The organism is Achromobacter insolitus (assembly GCF_002209555.1).
GTDB classification, from domain to species: domain Bacteria; phylum Pseudomonadota; class Gammaproteobacteria; order Burkholderiales; family Burkholderiaceae_B; genus Achromobacter; species Achromobacter insolitus.
This window is the reverse complement of record NZ_NJIF01000001.1, coordinates 878,363-898,202: the sequence shown is the minus strand read 5'-3', so window position 1 is coordinate 898,202 and position 19,840 is coordinate 878,363. Positions and strand designations below refer to the sequence as shown.

The window sequence follows — 19,840 nt, the reverse complement described above, 5'->3', positions numbered from 1 at the left end:
GCTTACTGCACCGTGATCGGGTGCGCGGGGCGCACGGCGCCGAACTCCGCGCGGGGCAGGCCGGACATGACAGCGTGCATCAGCGCGTCGAGCTGTGCGCGGTCGCATTGCAATTGCAGCACGCTTTGCGCATGGGCGTGATCCACGGACAGAATGTAGACGCCGATGCGCTCGCCCAGCGCGCGATGCAGCGCCAGCCGCACGTTCAGCGCGTCCAGCGTGTCGATCCTGACGGTCAGGGCGACCAGGTCTGCCAAACCTTTTGTGCGCTGCGCGGGCAGGATGTCGGACATAGGGGTGTGGCGGGGTTGCAGTCGAGGGATCATGGCGGTGAGCGGGACGCTGACGCTGCTGGCGGCGTTCCGCGATCGGGTTGGTTGATGACGGTTCCACTATAGGAAGGGCGCCATAAATCCTGCCGATAAAAACGGACGCGACGCGTAAAAAACGCGTCAACGCCCGGGGTCTTCAAAATGTCTTCGTCAGTGACAGCAGGCCGGTGGCGCGGCCCATGTCGCGGCCGCGCGTGTTGGTGTACACAGCGCGATCGGCATTGGTGTCCAGATAGGCCAGCGACACCGAGAGCCCCTGGCCGAAGTCTTTCGTCAGGCCGAGTTTCCAGTCCGTGTAGTTGCCATTGTCGACGTTGCGCACCCACTGCCGGCCGACGTGGGCGTTCAGGGTCAGGCCCCAGAGGCCCGTGTCGAAGTTGCCGGACAGGTCCAGATACTGGCTGTACTTGCTGTCGGCGAAGCCGAACAGGTTGGTCAGGGACAGGGAATACTTGAACATCACCGGTCCATAGCCGATGCCGGCGTACAGCTCCGTGGTATCGGGGCTGGTGTAGCCGGAAGGATAGTCGCCCGGGTAGTAGTACCGCAGGACGCCCAGGTCGACGGGCACGTCCTTTGCGAGAGTGCCCTTGTAGCCGCCGTAGAAGTCCATTTCCACGGGGGCCGAGACATCGCTGTTGCTGTCGTTGAGCCAGCTGATGCTGGAGTTCCAGTTGCCCAGGTAGAAGCCGCTGGAGTGGCTCAGATCGAATCCGCCCTGGATGGCCGGCTTGTTATTGCTTTGCATCAGGCCGCGATACCGGTATTGGCTGGCCAGCGTGAGATTGGCCGTCAAGGCGAAATCAGAGACGGCCGGCACGTCGCCAGCGGTGTCGGCGGGCGCGTCGGCGGCCAGTGCATTGCCGGCTTGCGCGGCGGCCAGGGTCAGCAGCGCGAAGGCGGCCAGGGGATGGCGGGGCATGGGGAGTGCTCCTAGTGTTGGATGGGACCGCAACAATAGGAGGAATGGCATAAAGCCCGAGACAAGACTTGCGGGCTGCGTGTAAAGGCGGCATCAATACGCGCCGCCGGCGCCTGGCTCAGCCCGCGAAGCGATAGCCCACGCCAATCTCGGTCAACAGGTAGACGGGCTGGGCCGGGTCCGCTTCCAGCTTCTGGCGTAGATGGCCCATGTAGATGCGCAGATAGTGGTTGCTTTCCACGTGCGACGGCCCCCACACTTCGCGCAGCAGTTCGCGGTGCGTCATGACCTTGCCGCGATGCGCAAGCAGCGCCGCCAGCAGCCGGTATTCCATGGCGGTCAGGTGCACGTGCTGGCCGGCGCGTTCGACCACGCGACGGGCGAAATCCACGCGCACGTCGCCGAAGGCGATCTCGGACGCATTGCCGGCGCCGCCCCTGGCGTGCCGCCGCAGCAGCACGCGCAGGCGCGCCAGCAATTCGCTGACGCCAAAGGGCTTGGTCAGGTAGTCGTCGGCCCCGGCGTCCAGCGCATCGACCTTGTCGGCTTCGGCGCTGCGGGCGGAAAGCACCAGTACCGGCACTTCGGTCCAGCCGCGCAGTTCGCGGATCAGGGTCATGCCGTCTTCATCGGGCAGGCCCAGGTCCAACACCACCGCGTCGGGCTGGCGCGTGCCGGCTTCGATCAATCCGCGCTTGACGGTTTCGGCCTCGTGGACCACGCAGCCCTCGCTTTCCAGGGCCTGGCGCACGAAGCGCCGGATGTTGGCGTCGTCTTCAATGATCAGGACGGCAGGCTGGTAATCGAACATGCGGTGGGAGGCTCAAGGGGTTTCGGATTGGATCGGAGGCGGCGTGCCCAGGGGCAGTGTGAAGACAAACTGCGCGCCGGAGTCCTGACCGGGGGCATGCTCGACCCAGATTTTCCCATGATGGGCCGTAATGATGGCTTCGCAAACCGCCAGGCCCAGGCCGACACCCGGCGTGGCCGACTCGCGGTCGCCGCGCGTGAATTTCTCGAAGATACGGCGCTCCGCGCCCGGCGGCACGCCGGGACCGTTGTCGCTGACGGAGACGCGCAGTTCACCGTCCTGGACGGCGGCATGCAGCCGCAGCGCGCTGCCCGCAGGCGTGTACTTGGCCGCGTTTTCCAGCAGGTTGCACAGCACGCGCTCGATCAGCACGCCGTCGCATTCCACCAGCGGCAGATGCGACAGGCGGTCCACGGTGACGCGGTGCGCGGCCAATGGTTCGCGCATGGCGGCAAGCGAGGCGCCGACCAGCTCTTCGATGGACTGCCATTCCAGGCGCAGCGGCGTGTCGCGGTTTTGCAGCCGCGCCATGTCCAGCAGGTTGGCGACCAGCGCGTGCATGCGCTGGGCCTGGTCGCGCATGGCGCGGATGGTCTCGTGGACGTCGGGCGGCAACGCCGCCTGCTGGCGCATCAGTGTGTCCGTCATGCCGACCAGGCTGGTCAGCGGGGTGCGCAGGTCGTGCGACACGGCCGCCAGCAGCGAGTTGCGCAGCCTCTCGGATTCCATGCTGACCAGCGCCTGCTGCGCGACTTCCACATAGTGCAGGCGTTCCAGCGCAATGGCGATGAGCGTGGCATAGGCCTCGATCTGGCGGCGCGAGTCCGGATTCAGGAACAGGCTGCGACGCGGGGCAGCCAGCGCCAGCACGCCGCGCGTGCGCATGGGCGCCTTCAGCGGCAGGTACAGCAATTCGCTATTGGACAGGGTGGCGGTGCCAGCGCCTGCGGGCTGCCCGTGGTCATAGACCCATTGGGCCAGGGCGGATTCCAGCGGCGGCATGTCCTCCGCGGCGGGCGACGCCAGCTTCAGCCTGTCGTCCATGCCCAGGATGTACAGGGCGCAACGCGAGCCGAAGGTGGCATGCACGAAGGCGCCGGCAAGGGTGACGATCTGCTCCGGCAGCAGCGCCGACGACAATTCGCGCGCGAATTCGTAGAGGCTGCGCGCATCGGCTTCGCGTTTGACCGAAGTCTGCGCCTGCAGGCGCAGGCCGGCCGTCAACTGGCCGATGAGCAGGCCCACCGACAGCAGCACGCCGAAAGTCAGCAGATACTGCACGTCCGAAACGGCGAAGGATGCCAGCGGCTGCACGAAGAAGAAATCGAACAGGCCGACGCTGACTACCGAGGCCAGCGCCGCCGGTCCACGGCCGTGGCGCAGCGCCACCGCCACTACTGCCAGGAGGAACAGCATGACGATGTTGGTCTGGTGCAGGGCAGGGAAGGCAAGCATGGACAGCGCGGTGGCCGCCGCGCAGTAGCACAGCGCCCAGGCGTAGCCCGCCAGCGGCCGCGGGTTGCTTTCATCGGCGGCCTGGCGTGCTTGCCTGCCCAGCGTGAGCGGATCGCGTCCGGGCGGGGAGGCGGCTGGCAGCGGGGGCGCTCCCAGGCGGATGATGTCGATCTCTGGGCAGCCCGCAGCCAACATGTCGGCAAAGCTGTGGCGGCGCCATAGCCATCCCGGGGAGAGGGCCGCGGTCAACACGGCGGACAGTGACAGGCGCAGGCGTTGCAGGCCGCTGGCGCGGGTCCGTCCGATGATGGCCTTGGTGATGTTGTGGCGGCGCACGTAGCGCACGACTGCATCGACCATGTCGCCGCCGGCGAGGACCTCGCTGCGCGCGCCCAGCGCGTCCGCCAGGGCCAGGCTGCGCTGCATCCGTTCCTGCTCCGCCTGAGGCGGCGGGGCAGCGCGCGGGATGTCGATGGTGACCACGTGCAGATCGCATTCCAGCTGCTGGCTCAGGCGATGGGCGCTGCGGATGATGTAGTCGGCGTCCATGTCCGGGCCGATGCAGGCAACCACGGCTTCGCGCGTGCGCCATACGGGCTCGATGGCCCGGTCGCGGCGGTACGCCTGGACGTCCTCGTCCACGTGATCGGCGGTGCGGCGCAGCGCCAGCTCGCGCAGCGCGATCAGGTTGCCTTTGCGGAAGAAATTGCGGGTGGCGTGGCGCGCCTGCTCGGGCAGATAGACCTTGCCTTCCTTCAGGCGGCGCAACAGCTCGTCGGCCGACAGGTCCACCAGGATGACTTCATCGGCGGCGTCGAAGACCTCGTCGGGTACGGTTTCCCAGACGCGCACGCCGGTAATGCTGCCCACTGCTTCGTTCAGGCTGTCCAGGTGCTGCACGTTCAGCGTGGTCCAGACGTCGATGCCGGCCGTCAGGAGTTCATGGATGTCCTGCCAGCGCTTGGCATGGCGCGAACCGGGCGCGTTCGAGTGGGCCAGTTCGTCCACCAGCACCAGGTCCGGATGCCGGGCCAGCGCGCCATCAAGGTCGAATTCCTTGAGGGCGTGGCCCCGGTACGCGACGTCCTTGAGCGGCAGGACGGGCAGGCCTTCCAGCAGCGCGGCGGTTTCGCGCCGCCCGTGGGTTTCGACGATGCCTGCCAGCACGTCGGCGCCCTGGGTGGCCTGCGCGCGCGCGGCGACCAGCATGGCGTAGGTCTTGCCCACGCCGGCGGACGATCCGAAGTAGACGCGCAGCTTGCCGCGCACCGCCTGTCGCGCGGCATCGTCCAGGGTCTTCAAGAGCGCGTCGGGATCGGGACGCTCGCCAGCGATATCAGCCATGAACGCGCAATAGGTATGAGGAGACGGCTGGCAATACTATACGCCGCGGCATCAGCGCGCCGGACGCAACTGGTCCAGCGCCAGGTTCAGCGTCAGCACGTTGACCGCAGGGTCTCCCAGTACGCCCAACCAGGGTCTTTCGGTATGGGCCTGGATCAGGGCGTCGACGTCCGTGCGCGACAGGTTGCGGGCGCGCGCGACGCGTGCGGCCTGATAGGCCGCCGCGGCCGGACTGATGTGCGGATCCAGGCCACTGCCCGACGCGGTAACCAGGTCCACCGGTACCGGGACCGGGTTATCGGGATCGGCTGCCTTCAAGGCGGCGATGCGCGACTGGATGGCGTCAGCCAGCGCGGGATTGCGCGGCCCCAGGTTCGAACCGCTGGAGCCGGCGCCGTTGTACGGCATGGGTGCAGTGGCGGAGGGGCGGCCCCAGAAGTAGCCCGGCGAGCTGAACGCCTGGCCTATCAGCTCCGAACCTACGATGCGGTTGTCTTGCTTGATCAGCGATCCGGCCGCTTCGTGGGGGAAGACGGCGGCCGCGATGCCCGTGGTCAGAAAGGGGTAGGCCAGTCCGGTCACCAGCGACAGCGCCGCGAAGACGACCAGCGCGGGGCGCAGGATGCCGCCTTGGCGCGGCAGGGACGTGGAATTTTTCATGTGAATCTCCTAGCAGTTCGGGGCCTAGGCCCAACCCAGGGCGGCCAGCACCATATCGACCAGCTTGATGCCGGCGAAGGGGACCAGCAGCCCGCCCAGGCCATAGATGAGCAGATTGCGGCGCAAGAGGACGGCCGCGCCCAGCGGCCGGTAGCGCACGCCTTTGAGCGCCAGCGGGATCAGCACCACGATGATCAGCGCGTTGAAGATCACGGCCGACAGGATGGCCGAGGCAGGCGTGGCCAGGCCCATGATGTTCAGGACATTGAGCTGCGGATAGACGGTGGCGAACGCGGCCGGAATGATCGCGAAATACTTGGCCACGTCGTTGGCCACGCTGAAGGTCGTGAGCGCGCCCCGCGTCATCAGCATCTGCTTGCCGATTTCGACGATTTCGATCAGTTTGGTGGGATTGGAATCGAGGTCCACCATGTTGCCCGCCTCCTTGGCGGCCTGGGTGCCTGAATTCATCGCCACCGCTACGTCGGCCTGCGCCAGGGCGGGCGCATCGTTGGTGCCGTCGCCGGTCATCGCCACCAGCCGGCCTTCGGCCTGATAGGCGCGGATCAGCTTGAGCTTGGCCTCGGGCGTGGCTTCAGCCAGGAAATCGTCCACGCCCGCCTCGGCGGCGATGGACGCGGCGGTGAGCTTGTTGTCGCCCGTGATCATCACGGTCTTGATGCCCATGCGGCGCAGTTCCGCGAAGCGCGACTGGATATCCGGTTTGACGATGTCCTTCAGTTCGACCACGCCGAGCGCGCGGTTGCCGTCGCTGACCATCAGCGGCGTGCTGCCGCGGCGAGCCACGTCTTCGGCCAGGCGCAGGGCCTGTTCCGGCACGGTTGAGTCCTGCGCGCCCAGCCAGGCTTGCACGGCATCGACGGCGCCTTTGCGGATCATGCGGCCATTCAGGTTCACGCCGCTCATGCGGGACTGCGCGGTGAAAGGCACGAACTCGGCGTTTGTCGTGGTCGGGGCGGGCGCGTGGATGGATCTGTCGGCCAGCGCGACGATGCTGCGGCCTTCCGGCGTTTCGTCGGCCAGCGATGCCAGACGCGCGGCCTCGGCCAACTCCCGCGCGGAGACGCCTGGCGCGGGCAGGAAGGTCGAGGCCTGGCGGTTGCCGAAGGTGATGGTGCCGGTCTTGTCCAGTAGCAACACGTCCACGTCGCCGGCGGCCTCGACCGCGCGGCCGGACGTCGCGATGACGTTGGCGCCCATCATGCGGCTCATGCCGGCCACGCCGATGGCCGACAGCAGGCCGCCGATGGTGGTGGGAATCAGGCAGACCAGCAGCGCGACCAGCACCGTGACGGTGACTGTTGCGCCGCCGCCCGCGGCGCTGACCGCGTAGATCGAGAAGGGCATGAGGGTGACGACCACCAGCAGGAACACCACCGTCAGGCCCACCAGCAGAATGGTGAGCGCCAGTTCGTTCGGCGTCTTCTGGCGCTTGGCGCCTTCGACCATGGCGATCATGCGATCCAGGAAACTCTCGCCGGGATCGGCGGCGATGCGCACGAAGATCCAGTCCGACAGCACGCGCGTGCCGCCGGTCACCGAGGAAAAGTCGCCGCCGGATTCCCGGATCACGGGAGCGGACTCGCCCGTGATGGCGCTTTCATCCACCGACGCGACGCCGGCGATGACCTGGCCGTCGCCCGGGATGGTCTCGCCCGCTTCGACCAGCACGACGTCGCCACGCCGCAGCAGGCCCGATGGCTGGTTGACGGCCTTGCCGCGCCAGGCGCCGGGCTGTGCCGTGCTGGCGTCCGCATCGCGAAAGCCCTTGAGCAGGCGCGCGTCGATGGTGGTGCGCAGGCCCCGCAGGGTGGCGGCCTGCTGCTTGCCGCGGCCTTCGGCCAGGGCTTCGGCGAAGTTTGCGAACAGCACGGTAAACCAGAGCCACACCGCGATCGCCAGGATGAATCCGGCGGGCGCTTCGGCCTGGCCGCGCAAGGCCATGATCCATAGCGCCGTGGTCAGGATACTGCCCACGTACACCACGAACATCACGGGGTTCTTCAACTGGGCGGCGGGCGAGAGCTTGCGCAGGCTGTCCAGCACCGCTGGGCCGATCAGGGCGCGCGACCACATGCCGAATTGGCGTTCATGCACGCCGTGCGATGCGGCACGGGCGGCGCCGCCTCCGGCGCCGGTAGTAGAGGTTTCAATCTTGGCCATTTTCATTCCTAGCCTTTAATTTGCAGGTGTTCCGCCACGGGGCCCAAGGCCAGCGCGGGCACGTACGTCAAAGCGCCCACGAGCAGCACCGCGCCGATCAGTAGCACCACGAACAGCGGGCCCGTCGTGGGCATGCTGCCGGGGCCGGCGGGGAGCCGACGCTTGGCGGCCAGCGAGCCGGCCATCGCCAGGATGGCGACGATGATCGCGAAGCGGCCGAACCACATCGCGATGCCCAGCAGCACGTTGTAGAAGGGGGTGTTGGCGGACAAGCCGGCAAAGGCGCTGCCGTTGTTGTTGGCGGCGGACGTCAGGGCGTAGAGGATTTCGGAAAAGCCGTGGATGCCGGGGTTCAGCACGCCAGCCTGGCCAGCCGCTACCGAAACCGCCAGCGCAGTGCCGGCCAGCACCAGCAGCGGGGTCGCCAGGATGACGATGGAGACCATCTTCATGTCGTAGGCTTCGATTTTCTTGCCCAGGTACTCCGGGGTGCGGCCTATCATCAAGCCGGCGATGAAGACGCCCAGGATGGCGAAGGCCAGCATGCCGTACAGGCCCGAGCCCACGCCGCCGAAGACCACTTCGCCCAACTGCATCAGCAGCATCGGCGTGAGTCCGCCCATGGCGTTCAGTGAATCGTGCATGCCGTTGACGGCGCCGCAGGACGCCGCCGTGGTGACGGTGGCAAACAATGAAGTGGCGGCGATGCCGAAGCGGGTCTCCTTGCCTTCCATGTTGCCGCCGGGCGAGAAGACGCTGAGCGAGCTGTCGGCGCCGGCCTGCGCCGCCATTGGATTGGGCTGCTGCTCGAAATAGCCGGCGGACAGCGCGAATGCCGCGAACAGCACGGTCATGGCCGCGAGGATCGCGATGCCTTGGCGCCGATTGCCCACCATCTCGCCGAACGAGAAGCACAGCGCGGCGGGAATCGCCAGGATGGCCAGCATTTCCAGGAAGTTCGCCAGGGGCGTGGGGTTTTCGAATGGATGCGCGGAGTTGGCATTGAAGAAGCCGCCGCCATTGGTGCCCAGCAGCTTGATCGATTCCTGCGAGGCGACCGGGCCCATGGCCAGCGTCTGAGTCTTGCTGACGGCCGGATCCGTCACGGCTTGCCCCTTGGCGTCCAGCACGGGCTGGCCCAGGGCATCCACGCGCGGTTGGTCATAGCGCACGGCCTCGACCGTCTGGACTTCCTGGTAGGGGCTGAAGTTCTGGATTACGCCCTGGCTCACCAGCGCCAGCGCGAGCACGAGCGACAGCGGCAGAAGGACGTAAAGCGTGCTGCGCACCATGTCGGTCCAGAAGTTGCCGACCGTGGCCGAACAGTGGCGCGACAGGCCGCGGATCAGCGCGAACAGCACGGCGATGCCGGTGGCTGCCGAGACGAAATTCTGTACCGTCAACGCCAGCATCTGCGTCAGATAGCTCATCGTCGACTCGCCGCCGTAGCCTTGCCAATTGGTATTGGCCACGAAGCTGATGGCGGTATTCAGGGCGGAGTCCGGAGAGACCGGGCCCATGCCCGCAGGATTCAGCGGCAGCACGCCTTGCAGGCGCTGCAGGGCGTAGACCGCCGCGATGCCGATGATATTGAAGGCCAGCACTGCCACGGCGTAGCGCTTCCAACCCATCTCCGCCTGCGGGTCTATCCCCGCCAGCCGATAGATGCCGCGTTCTATCGGGCGGCCCCAGGCGGTCATCCGGGATTGTCCGTTTTCCATGGCGATGCGGATGTAGCGCCCAAGCAGCGGCGCGATCGCAAGCAGGACTGCCAGGTATGCGACCAGCAATCCGATGAATTCGGCGGTCATCAGAATTTCTCCGGTTTGAATAGCGCGACCAGCAGGTACACGAACAACAGGGCGGCCGTCAGGCCGCTCAACCCATAGAGCCAGTTCATGACTGCTCTCCCGAAGACAAGGCTTCGCAGAACCGGAGCAGAGCGAAAGTCAGCCCGGCCATGACGGCGAAGACGGCGATATAGATGGCATCCACGTTTTTCCTCCCCGGGAGCGGCGCTCCCTTCGAACGACGGGCCTGCGCGGCGAGGGATGCGCGCCGGGCAGGCGAAGTGACCAATCAGGACACCGGCAGGTTACGGAGCAGGGGATAAAAACGGGGTATACGTTGGGGAGGGGGGTATAAATGAAACGTAAACGCGCGGTGGGGCCCGGCGCTGCCCGAATACGGGCATGGGGTGTCCACCGCTGTGCCTCACACTGAAAGGCTTGCCGGAAACGGCGTCCGGAGCGGGGCGTCGGGAGCATCTTGGGCCGCAAGGTTCCCAAAAAATCCCAATATTTAGAACTTGATAGGCAAAATGCACCACATTGGTGCGGGAAATATGTAAATGAATGCTCCTTCTTAGGGCATTCCCCTAGTGTGACAATCCCGCATCTGGTGCAGAATCTCTTCCCATGCAGGTGAGGAGACAAAGCCCTGCATGGGCAAATACCGGCGGCACCGGTACATAAAAAAAGTAAAGCAGTACCCAAAAAAAGCAAAACGCACAACGGCTGGCACCAGGTAGTGCCAGCCGTTGTCGCATAAAAAGCCGGCATTTCAAGCGCAAAGGCTTTTCAAGCGCCGCGTTTCGCAATAATCAGGTAGGGTCCGCTCGTCCTAGTTATGCCGGAATCGCGCTTTTCATCCTCGAAACCCGACACGACTCCCTATTGGCGCCGCAATCTGTGGCTGATCCTGGCGTTGCTTGTCGTCTGGGCCGCGCTGACCTTCATCCCCGCTTTTTTTGCCCGCAGCCTGAGCGTCGACTTCATCGGTTGGCCGTTCGCCTTCTGGATGGCCGCTTATGGCGCGCCGCTGGCCTATCTGGTCATCATCGGCATTTACGCCCGGGTCATGAACCGCGCCGATGAGCGCTCCGATGACGCGGGGGGGCCCCGCTGATGCCGTTTTTCAGCGGAGACACACCCCAGCAATTCAGAGTCCGGCTGCGGCGCATCTACGTGCTGTATACGGCAGGCTTCGCGCTGATGATCCTGCTGATGGCGCTGGCCGAAATCCTGGGCATGCCCCGCAACTGGATCGGCTACGTGTTCCTGCTGGTCACGGTCAGCCTGTACGCCGGCATCGGCATCGTCTGCCGGACCTCGGACCAGGTGGAGTACTACGTCGCGGGCCGCCGGGTGCCGGCGATCTACAACGGCATGGCCACGGCCGCCGACTGGATGTCGGTGGCGTCCTTCATTGGCGTGGCCGGCACGCTCTACCTGACGGGTTACGGCGGGCTGGCCTACATCATGGGCTGGACCGGCGGCTATGTGCTGGTGGCGATGCTGCTGGCGCCCTATCTGCGCCGTTTCGGCCAGTACACCATTCCCGACTTCATGGGCGCCCGTTATGGCGGCAACATGCCGCGCCTGGCGGGCGTGGCCTGCGCCATCCTCTGTTCCTTCACCTATCTGGTGGCGCAGATCTACGGCGTGGGCATCATCACCACGCGCATGACCGGCATTTCTTTCGAGCTCGGTATCTTCGTGGCCTTGGGCGGAATGCTGGTCTGTTCGTTCCTGGGCGGCATGCGCGCGGTGACGTGGACGCAGGTGGGGCAGTACATCATCCTGGTCATCGCCTATCTGGTGCCGGTGGTGTGGCTGTCGATCAAGCACACGAACATGCCCGTGCCGCAGTTGTCGGCCGGCGTGGTGTTGCAGCAGGTCACCGAAAAAGAGGTCTACCTGCAGAACGACCCATCCGAAATCGAGGTGCGGCGGCTGTGGCAGGAGCGCGCCGACGAGATGGGCCGCCGCATGGCGGCCTTGCCCGAATCGTGGGCGCTGGAAAAAGACAAGCTGCGCAGCCGGCTGGCGCAACTGAACGCCACCGACGCACCCATGGTCGAAATCCGCTCGGCCGAGCGCGAGCTGGCCAGCTATCCCGGCAGCGTGGAAGAGGCGCGGATCGCATGGGCGCAATCGAAGGCCGCTTTCGAGGCGCGGGCGGCGCCGGCCACGCCGCATGCGGAGCCTTTCCCTTCCAAGGACCCGGTCGAACAGAGCAACATGCGTGTCAACTTCCTGGCGCTGGTGCTCTGCCTGATGCTGGGTACTGCGGGCATGCCGCATATCCTGATGCGCTCATACACCACGCCCTCGGTCATCGAGGCGCGCAAATCGGTGTGTTGGTCGCTGCTGTTCATCCTGCTTCTGTACTTCATGGCGCCGGCGCTGGCGCTGCTGGTGAAGTACGAGGTCTATACCCAGGTGGTCGGGTCCAGCTTCCTCAGCCTGCCGAATTGGGTGCACGCCTGGAGCGCCGTGGACAGCAATCTGCTGGACGTGACCGACGTCAATCGCGACGGCATCGTGCAATTGAGCGAGATCAGCATGGGCGCCGACGTAGTGGTGCTGGCCATGCCGGAAATCGGCGGCTTGCCCTACGTGATTTCGGCCCTGGTGGCAGCGGGCGGGCTGGCTGCGGCGCTGTCCACCGCCGATGGCTTGCTGTTGACCTTGTCCAATTCCCTCTCGCATGACATGTGGTACCGGATGGTTTCGCCGCGCATGTCGGCGGCGCGCCGCGTGATGGTGTCCAAGATCCTGTTGCTGCTGGTGGCCTTCGGCGCCGCGTGGGTGGCGGCGCGCAAGCCGGCGGACATTCTGTTCATGGTGTCGGCCGCGTTTTCGTTCGCGGCTTCGTCCTTTTTCCCGGCGCTGGTCATGGGCGTTTTCTGGCGCCGCGCCAACAAGTGGGGCGCTACGCTGGGCATGGCGGCGGGACTGGCGGTGACGTTCGCCTACATGACGCATACGCACCCGTGGCTGCGCGAGTGGGTGTTGGGCATTTCGCGCACGCAGCCGGTGGACCTGTGGTGGGGCATCCAGCCGATCGCGGCGGGCGTGTTCGGCGCGCCGGTGGCCTTCCTGACGATAATCGTGGTGTCCTTGCTGACTCCGCCGCCCGACCGCGCCACCTTGGCGCTGGTGGACTACCTGCGTCATCCGGGCGCGACCAAGCCGCAGGGCGAACGGGCCTGAACGCCGCGGCGGCTCAGTGCGAAACGGACTTCGAGAAGACGTTCATCACCACCACGCCGGCGATGATGAGTCCGATGCCGATCAGCGCCGGGGTATCCAGGTGCTGCTTGAACAGCACCGCGCCCACGATGGAAATCAGCACGATGCCCACGCCGGACCAGATGGCGTAGGCGATGCCCACCGGGATCTCGCGCAGCGTCAGCGACAGGAAGTAGAAGGAGATCAGGTAGCCGAACACCGTGACGATGGACGGCATCAGCCGGGTAAAGCCTTCGGATCCCTTGAGCGCGCTGGTTGCGAAGATCTCGGCGATGATGGCCACGCCCAGGTAAAGCCACTTCATTTGCGGGTTCCTTCCGATTGCCGTAACAGCACCAGCAGGGCGCCGGCGCCGCCTTCGCGTTCCGGAGCCTCGGAGAACGCGAGGACGTCGCTCTTTTGCACCAGCCAGGTGCGGGCCTTGTCCTTCAGCACCGGCTCAAGCCCCTGCGAGCCGTAGCCCTTGCCATGCACGATGCGCACGCAGCGGATCCCGTGTTCCAGGCATTCGTCCAGGAACGACAGCAGGGCGTGGCGGGCCTGTTCCACGCGCAGGCCGTGCAAATCGAGCTCGGCGCCGGCCCGCCATTGGCCGCGGCGCAGGTTGCGGGCGGTGTCCGGCGCGGCGTCGCTGCGCACGAAGGCCGTGCCGCCCTCGGACAGCAGATGCGTAATTTCGCCGCCATCGGAGACACCGGCATCGGCGCGCGAGGGCGTTTCACCCAGCGCATTGGCGCGGCGCAGGGCAGGCGCGGGTTGCGCCAGGGGCTTGTGTTCCACCCGCGCGGCCTGCTTGAGCGGCGTGACCGACTGCATCGTGCGCTTGAACGCCGCCATTTCGTCCAGGGGAGCGGACTCGGGCTTTTTCAGCGCCGCCGTCCGTTGGGCGAGGGCGGCGCGTTCGCGCTCGGCCTGCAGGTCTTTCTTCAGGCGTTTCAGGTCGGCCAGGCCGACCTTATTGCCCCGCATTCTCGAGCCACCGTTGCGCGTCCAGCGCGGCCATGCAGCCCGTGCCCGCGCTGGTGATGGCTTGGCGGTAGACGTGGTCCTGCACGTCGCCGGCGGCGAACACGCCCGGAACCGAGGTCATCGTGGCCATGCCGGACAGGCCGCTCTTGGTGACGATGTAGCCGTCCTTCATTTCCAGCTGGCCCTGGAAGATTTCGGTGTTGGGCTGGTGGCCGATGGCGATGAACGCGCCGGTGGCCGCCATGTCTTCGGTGACGCCGGTGTCCACGTGGCGCACGCGCACGCCGGTCACACCGCTGTCGTCGCCCAGCACTTCCTCCAGCGTATGGAACAGCTTGAGTTCCATATTGCCGTTCTCGACCTTGCTCATGAGCTTGTCGACCAGGATGGGCTCGGCGCGGAACTTGTCGCGGCGATGGATCAGGGTGACCTTGCGGCAGATGTTCGACAGGTAGAGCGCTTCTTCCACGGCGGTATTGCCGCCGCCGACCACGACCACGTCCTGGTTGCGGTAGAAGAATCCGTCGCAGGTGGCGCAGCCGGACACGCCGCGGCCCATGAAGGCCTCTTCCGACGGCAGGCCGAGGTACTTGGCCGAGGCGCCGGTGGCGATGATGAGGGCGTCGCAGGTGTAGACCTTGCCGGTGTCGCCCGTGAGGGTGAACGGGCGCTTGGACACATCAACCTTGGCGATGTGGTCGAAGATCATTTCGGTGTTGAAACGTTCGGCGTGCTTCTGGAAGCGCTGCATCAGGTCCGGGCCCTGCACGCCCTCCGCGTCCGCCGGCCAGTTGTCGACGTCCGTGGTGGTCATGAGCTGGCCGCCTTGGGCCAGACCTGTAACAAGAACAGGGCTCAGATTGGCGCGTGCCGCATAGACGGCCGCCGTGTAACCGGCAGGGCCGGAACCGAGTATCAAAACTTTAGCGTGCTTGGGCGTGGACATGGGCGGGTATCTTTAGGTTAACGCCCAATTATAATGAGCCGCATGCCGCGTATCTCGACTGCTTCTCCGCGCGCCTCGCGCAATACCCGTAACGGGCCTTCTCCCCTGCAGACGCGCCTATCCGCACTGCTGCGCGAAGCCCGCTGGATTCTCTTCGCCGCCCTGGCGGCCTGGCTGACGCTGGTGCTCGCCACGTGGAACCCGGCCGACCCGGGCTGGTCGCATTCCGTTCCTGCCGGGGCCATCCACAACCGCGGCGGGACTTTGGGCGCCTATCTGGCGGACATCCTCCTGTATCTGTTCGGTTTTTCCGCCTGGTGGTGGGTAGTACTGCTGTTGCACCGGGTGCGGGCCGGCTATCGGCGCCTTGCCAGTCATCTTAAAGTTACAAACAGTAAGCAATCGGAAGTGTTGCCCCGCGTCCACTGGGAAGAGGGCATTGGTTTCTTCCTGCTGCTGGTGGGTTCGCTGGGCATGGAAGCCCTGCGCCTGGCCAGCCGCGGCACGCACCTGCCTGGCGCCTCCGAGAACGCCAGCGGCGCCGGCGGGGTGATCGGCCAGACGCTGGCCGACCTGATCGGCCGCAGCATCGGTTTCACCGGCAGCACGCTGGCCTTCCTGGTGATGCTGGCCATCGGCCTGAGCCTGTTCTTTTCGTTCTCGTGGCTGTCCGTGGCCGAACGCGTCGGTTCGTGGCTGGAAGGTCTGGTGCGCCGCATCCGCAATTCCTATGCCGCGCGCGAAGATCGCAAGGTAGGCGAAGTCGCCAAGGCCGTTCGTACCGAACAGGTCGTGGCCAAGCAGGAAAAGCTGGTTCACGAACAACCGGTCCGGATCGAGCCCGCGATTACCGTGGTGCCCAAGTCCGAACGGGTCGAAAAGGAAAAGCAGCAGTCGCTGTTCTTCGCCCCGTCCGGCGGCGCCGAAGGCGATCTGCCGGCGATCAGCCTGCTGGATCCGCCGCTGGCCAACCAGGAAACCGTGTCGGCCGAGACCATCGAATTCACGTCGCGCCTGATCGAAAAGAAGCTGGCCGACTTCGGTGTGTCGGTTACCGTGGTGGCGGCGCAGGCCGGCCCGGTCATCACGCGCTACGAAATCGAGCCCGCCACCGGTGTGAAGGGCAGCCAGATCGTCAACCTGGCCAAGGACCTGGCGCGCGCGCTGAGCCTGGTCAGCATCCGGGTGGTGGAAACCATCCCCGGCAAGAATCTGATGGGCCTGGAACTGCCCAACCCGCGCCGCCAGATGGTGCGCCTGTCCGAGATCCTGGGCTCGCAGACTTACCACGCCAGTCATTCCGTCGTGACCATGGCGCTGGGCAAGGACATCGCCGGTAATCCGGTGGTGGCCGATCTGGCCAAGATGCCCCACCTGCTGGTGGCGGGCACGACCGGTTCGGGCAAGTCGGTGGGGATCAACGCCATGATCCTGTCGCTGCTGTACAAGGCGGACGCGTCCCATACCCGGCTGATCCTGATCGACCCGAAGATGCTCGAAATGAGCGTCTACGAAGGCATTCCGCACCTGCTGGCGCCGGTGGTCACCGACATGCGCCAGGCTTCCAACGCGCTGAACTGGTGCGTGGGCGAAATGGAAAAGCGCTACCGCCTGATGAGCAAGATGGGGGTGCGCAACCTGGCGGGCTACAACACCAAGATCCGCGATGCGATCAAGCGTGAAGAGCCCATCCCGAATCCGTTCTCGCTGACGCCCGACCAGCCCGAGCCCTTGTCGCCGCTGCCCACCATCGTGGTGGTCATCGACGAACTTGCCGACCTGATGATGGTGGTGGGCAAGAAGATCGAAGAACTGATCGCCCGCCTGGCGCAGAAGGCGCGCGCCGCCGGCATCCACCTCATCCTGGCCACGCAGCGTCCCAGCGTGGACGTCATCACGGGTCTGATCAAGGCCAACATCCCGACGCGTATTGCGTTCCAGGTGTCGTCCAAGATCGATTCGCGCACCATTCTTGACCAGATGGGCGCCGAAACCCTGCTGGGCCAGGGCGACATGCTGTACATGCCGCCGGGCACAGGCCTGCCGGTTCGCGTCCACGGCGCGTTCTGCAGCGACGACGAAGTGCACCGCGTGGTGGAAAGCCTCAAGGCGCAGGGCGAGCCCAATTACATCGAAGGCCTGCTGGAAGGCGGACTGGACGGCGATGGAGGCGAAGGCGCCAGCAGCGTGACCGGCATCGGCGGGGACGCCGAATCGGATCCGATGTACGACCAGGCTTGCGAAGTGGTGCTCAAGCATCGCCGCGCGTCCATCTCGCTGGTGCAGCGCCACCTGCGCATTGGTTACAACCGTGCGGCCCGGTTACTGGAGCAGATGGAGCAATCGGGTATGGTGTCGGCGATGCAGTCCAATGGCAACCGCGAGATCCTCGTTCCCGCGGCGGCCGCCGCCCGAGAGGAAGCTTGATGAAGACCCTACGCCGCCTGGCCGCCGTCGCGGCTTTGAGCCTGGCGCCGGCCATGGTGTTCGCCGCCAGCGCGCAGGAACAACTGCGAGCCTTCGTGGCCACGGTGACCTCGGCCACCGGCTCGTTTTCGCAGTACACGGTGAACAACCAGGGCCGCACGCAACCCGCCCAGACCGGCGTGTTTTCGTTTCAGCGTCCCGGCAAGTTCAAGTGGGCAGTGCAGAAGCCCTATGAACAACTGGTTGTGTCGGATGGCCGTCAGGTGTTTCAGTTCGACCCCGATCTGGCCCAGGTGACCGAACGCAAGGTCGATGCCGCCATCGGCACGTCGCCTGCTGCCATTCTGTTCGGCTCGGGTTCGCTGGAGCAGTCGTTCGACGTATCCGCCTTGCCGTCCAAGGACGGAATCGACTGGCTGCGCGCCAAGCCGCGCACCGCCGACGCGGGTTTTTCGCGCGTCGACATCGGCATGAAGGACAACCTGCCCGTGCGCGTCGAACTGCTGGACTCGTTCGGCCAGACCACCCGCGTGGATCTGTCCGGCATTGCCGCCAACCCGCAACTGCCCGCCAAGGAATTCCAGTTCGTCGCGCCCAAGGGCGTGGATGTGGTGAAGATGTAAAGACAAAGCCCGGCAACGCCGGGCTTTTTTTCGTAGGAATGGCGCACTTTCCCCGCCGGGCCGCCCCAAGGGGAAAGGGCCCCCTCGGGGGGCAGCTAGCCCGCGTCAGCGGGCGTGGCGTGGGGGCGCACTTTCCCCGCCGGGCCGCCCCAAGGGGAAAGGGCCCCCTCGGGGGGCAGCTAGCCCGCGTCAGCGGGCGTGGCGTGGGGGCGCTTATACGCGATACAGTCGACCTCGACCTTGGCGTCCACCACCAACGAAGACTGCACGCAGGCCCGGGCCGGCGGATTCTCTCCGAAGTACTCCTTGAATACCTTGTTGAACGACGCGAAGTCGCGCGCATCGTCCAACCATACGCCGCAGCGCACCACGTGTTCTGGACCGTAGCCTGCTTCCTTCAGGATGGCCAGCACCTGCTGGATCGCTTTGTGAGACTGCGTCACGATGCCGCCTTCGACGACTTCGCCGTTTTCCATTGGCACCTGTCCGGATACGTGCAGCCAGCCGTCGGCTGCAACCGCGCGGGCAAAGGGCATGTGCGAGCCGCCTTGGCCCGTGCCGCCGGCGACGCCGTAGCGGGTGATGCCGTTGTCGTCGGCGGTGGGAGTCGTGCTCATGGTTCTCTCCTTGAATTGATGGCGGACGCGCAAGACACCCGCCCGGCGTTTACTGGAAGTTCTTGCGCAGGTCGCCGCTGCGCGGCAGCCAGCGGCCGGCGCGGTCGCCGGTGGCTGCGCCCTGGCGGTAGGACAGGGCGCCGTTGACCCATACCGCCTCGATGCCGGCGGCGGTCTGCACGGGGGCGGCGAAGGTGGCGCGGTCGATGACCGTAGCCGGATCGAACAGCACCAGGTCGGCGTGATAGCCCTCGCGCACCAGGCCGCGCTCGGCCAGCCCGAAGCGGGCGGCGGACAGGCCCGTCATTTTGTGCACGGCTTCCGTCAGCGGGAACAGGCCCACGTCGCGGCTGTAGTGCCCCAGCACACGCGGAAACGCGCCCCAGAGCCGCGGGTGCGGCATGGGATCGTTGGGCAGTCCGTCCGAACCCACCATGGTGAGCCGATGGGACAGCACCCGCCGCACGTCGTCTTCATGCATGTTGTGGTACACCGCGCCCGCGGGCTGCAGGCGCGCGGCCGCTTCAAGCAAGGTCACGCCCCAGTCGGCGGCGATGTCGGCCAGCTTGCGGCGGGCCTGCTCGGGATGCGGCACGGACCAGGTGATGTCGATGTCGAATTCGTCCGTGACCTGCTTCAGGTCCAGGGTCGATGAGCTGGCCGAATAGGGATAGCAATCGCAGCCCACGTGTTGCAGACGGCCCGCGGTTTCCAGTGTGGACAGCACCTCTTTCGTGCGGCCCCAGTTGCCGGCGCCGGCGCATTTCAAGTGCGACACCACCACCGGCACGCGGGCGTGCCGGGCGATGTCGAAGGCTTCCTGCATGGCTTCCAGGATCGCGGCGAATTCCGAGCGCAGGTGAGTGGTGTAGAGCGCTCCGAATTCGTCCAGGGCCTCGGCCAGCAGCTTGACTTCTTCGGTGTCCGCATCGAAGGCCGAGGCGTACGCCAGCCCGGTGCTCAGGCCGATGGCGCCATGGGCCAGCGCGTCGCGCAGTTGCTCGCGCATGGCCAGCACTTCCGCGCGCGTGGCGGGACGGTCCAGCCGGTCCATGTGATTGCTGCGCAAGGCAGTGTGGCCGACCAGCGCGGCGACGTTCACGGCAGGGCGAGCGGCCTCGATGGCGCGGGTGTAATCGGCAAAGGTGGGATAGCTGAAGTCGGCACGGGCGCCCAGCAGGTTCATCGGATCCGGCGGCTCGCCGCGCAAGGCCACGGGCGAAGCGCTGATGCCGCAATTGCCTACCACCACGGTGGTTACGCCCTGGGACAGCTTGGGCAGCATGTCCGGCGTGCGGATGACGTTGGTGTCGTCGTGGGTATGGACGTCGATGAAGCCGGGGGCCAGGGCGAGCCGCGTGCCGTCGAAGCGTTGGCGGGCGGCCGCGCCGGGCAGGTCGCCGATGGCGGCGATGCGGCCGCCTTCCAGGGCGACGCTGGCGCGGTAGGCGGCCTCGCCGGTGCCATCCACGACCAGCACATTGCCTATGAGGGTGTCGTACATCTTGTGTTCC

17 protein-coding genes are annotated in these 19,840 nt (G+C 66.1%); 4 read left to right on the top strand and 13 right to left on the bottom strand.

Going from position 1 to position 19,840, the window contains the following annotated elements; all coding sequences use genetic code 11:
- Positions 1–2: 2 nt before the first annotated feature.
- From CEY08_RS04035 to kdpF, 8 genes are all read right to left on the bottom strand, one after another.
- Positions 3–293 carry a hypothetical protein gene (locus CEY08_RS04035; protein ID WP_076816051.1) on the bottom strand — a complete coding sequence of 97 codons (291 nt, stop codon included), beginning with the start codon at positions 291–293 and terminating at the stop codon, positions 3–5.
- Positions 294–468: 175 nt separating this feature from the next.
- The gene (locus tag CEY08_RS04030) at positions 469–1,254 is read right to left on the bottom strand and encodes a TorF family putative porin (RefSeq protein ID WP_076816048.1); all 786 of its coding nucleotides are present in this window, start codon (positions 1,252–1,254) and stop codon (positions 469–471) included.
- A 118-nt stretch (positions 1,255–1,372) separates the two neighbouring features.
- Complete coding sequence (kdpE, locus tag CEY08_RS04025) at positions 1,373–2,065, bottom strand: two-component system response regulator KdpE (RefSeq protein ID WP_076816046.1); 693 nt, start codon at positions 2,063–2,065, stop codon at positions 1,373–1,375.
- A 12-nt stretch (positions 2,066–2,077) separates the two neighbouring features.
- A complete protein-coding gene (locus CEY08_RS04020; RefSeq protein WP_076816044.1) occupies positions 2,078–4,864 on the bottom strand; it encodes a sensor histidine kinase in 2,787 nt (928 codons plus the stop codon).
- A 51-nt stretch (positions 4,865–4,915) separates the two neighbouring features.
- Positions 4,916–5,524 (bottom strand): potassium-transporting ATPase subunit KdpC, encoded by a 609-nt coding sequence (gene kdpC, locus CEY08_RS04015; RefSeq protein WP_076816041.1) that lies wholly within the window; start codon positions 5,522–5,524, stop codon positions 4,916–4,918.
- Positions 5,525–5,548: 24 nt separating this feature from the next.
- Positions 5,549–7,708: a potassium-transporting ATPase subunit KdpB gene (gene kdpB / locus CEY08_RS04010; protein WP_076816039.1), complete on the bottom strand. Its 2,160-nt coding sequence runs from the start codon at positions 7,706–7,708 to the stop codon at positions 5,549–5,551.
- Positions 7,709–7,716: 8 nt separating this feature from the next.
- The gene (kdpA, locus tag CEY08_RS04005) at positions 7,717–9,519 is read right to left on the bottom strand and encodes a potassium-transporting ATPase subunit KdpA (RefSeq protein WP_076816036.1); all 1,803 of its coding nucleotides are present in this window, start codon (positions 9,517–9,519) and stop codon (positions 7,717–7,719) included.
- Positions 9,519–9,608 (bottom strand): K(+)-transporting ATPase subunit F, encoded by a 90-nt coding sequence (gene kdpF / locus CEY08_RS04000; RefSeq protein WP_042796610.1) that lies wholly within the window; start codon positions 9,606–9,608, stop codon positions 9,519–9,521. The genes kdpA and kdpF overlap by 1 nt, the downstream gene beginning before the upstream one ends.
- A 728-nt stretch (positions 9,609–10,336) precedes the next feature.
- On the opposite strand from kdpF, the gene CEY08_RS03995 reads away from it, so the two are divergent.
- Positions 10,337–10,615 (top strand): DUF4212 domain-containing protein, encoded by a 279-nt coding sequence (locus CEY08_RS03995; RefSeq protein ID WP_076816034.1) that lies wholly within the window; start codon positions 10,337–10,339, stop codon positions 10,613–10,615.
- The gene (locus CEY08_RS03990) at positions 10,615–12,705 is read left to right on the top strand and encodes a sodium:solute symporter family protein (RefSeq protein ID WP_076816032.1); all 2,091 of its coding nucleotides are present in this window, start codon (positions 10,615–10,617) and stop codon (positions 12,703–12,705) included. The genes CEY08_RS03995 and CEY08_RS03990 overlap by 1 nt, the downstream gene beginning before the upstream one ends.
- A gap of 13 nt (positions 12,706–12,718) precedes the next feature.
- On the opposite strand, the gene CEY08_RS03985 is transcribed toward CEY08_RS03990, so the two are convergent.
- Genes CEY08_RS03985 through trxB form a run of 3 tightly spaced genes read right to left on the bottom strand, consistent with a single transcriptional unit; the run spans position 12,719 to position 14,659 of the window.
- Positions 12,719–13,048: a DMT family transporter gene (locus CEY08_RS03985; RefSeq protein ID WP_008158844.1), complete on the bottom strand. Its 330-nt coding sequence runs from the start codon at positions 13,046–13,048 to the stop codon at positions 12,719–12,721.
- Positions 13,045–13,713: a Smr/MutS family protein gene (locus tag CEY08_RS03980; protein ID WP_076816030.1), complete on the bottom strand. Its 669-nt coding sequence runs from the start codon at positions 13,711–13,713 to the stop codon at positions 13,045–13,047. The genes CEY08_RS03985 and CEY08_RS03980 overlap by 4 nt, the downstream gene beginning before the upstream one ends.
- Positions 13,700–14,659: a thioredoxin-disulfide reductase gene (gene trxB, locus CEY08_RS03975; protein ID WP_042796614.1), complete on the bottom strand. Its 960-nt coding sequence runs from the start codon at positions 14,657–14,659 to the stop codon at positions 13,700–13,702. Before trxB ends, CEY08_RS03980 begins: the two co-directional genes overlap by 14 nt.
- Positions 14,660–14,701: 42 nt before the next feature.
- Between trxB and CEY08_RS03970 the strand changes: the two genes are divergently transcribed.
- Both CEY08_RS03970 and lolA read left to right on the top strand, forming a co-directional pair.
- Positions 14,702–17,086, top strand: a complete 2,385-nt coding sequence (locus CEY08_RS03970; RefSeq protein ID WP_088607584.1) for a DNA translocase FtsK — start codon at positions 14,702–14,704, stop codon at positions 17,084–17,086.
- Positions 17,086–17,709: an outer membrane lipoprotein chaperone LolA gene (gene lolA, locus CEY08_RS03965; RefSeq protein WP_042796616.1), complete on the top strand. Its 624-nt coding sequence runs from the start codon at positions 17,086–17,088 to the stop codon at positions 17,707–17,709. The genes CEY08_RS03970 and lolA overlap by 1 nt, the downstream gene beginning before the upstream one ends.
- Before the next feature lie 179 nt (positions 17,710–17,888).
- Here lolA and CEY08_RS03960 read toward each other — a convergent pair whose 3' ends face one another.
- The gene (locus tag CEY08_RS03960; protein ID WP_076816027.1) at positions 17,889–18,326 is read right to left on the bottom strand and encodes a RidA family protein; all 438 of its coding nucleotides are present in this window, start codon (positions 18,324–18,326) and stop codon (positions 17,889–17,891) included.
- Positions 18,327–18,375: 49 nt separating this feature from the next.
- Entirely contained in the window at positions 18,376–19,830 is a 1,455-nt protein-coding gene (locus CEY08_RS03955) for an N-acyl-D-amino-acid deacylase family protein (RefSeq protein ID WP_042796618.1), read from the bottom strand.
- Positions 19,831–19,840 lie beyond the last annotated feature (10 nt).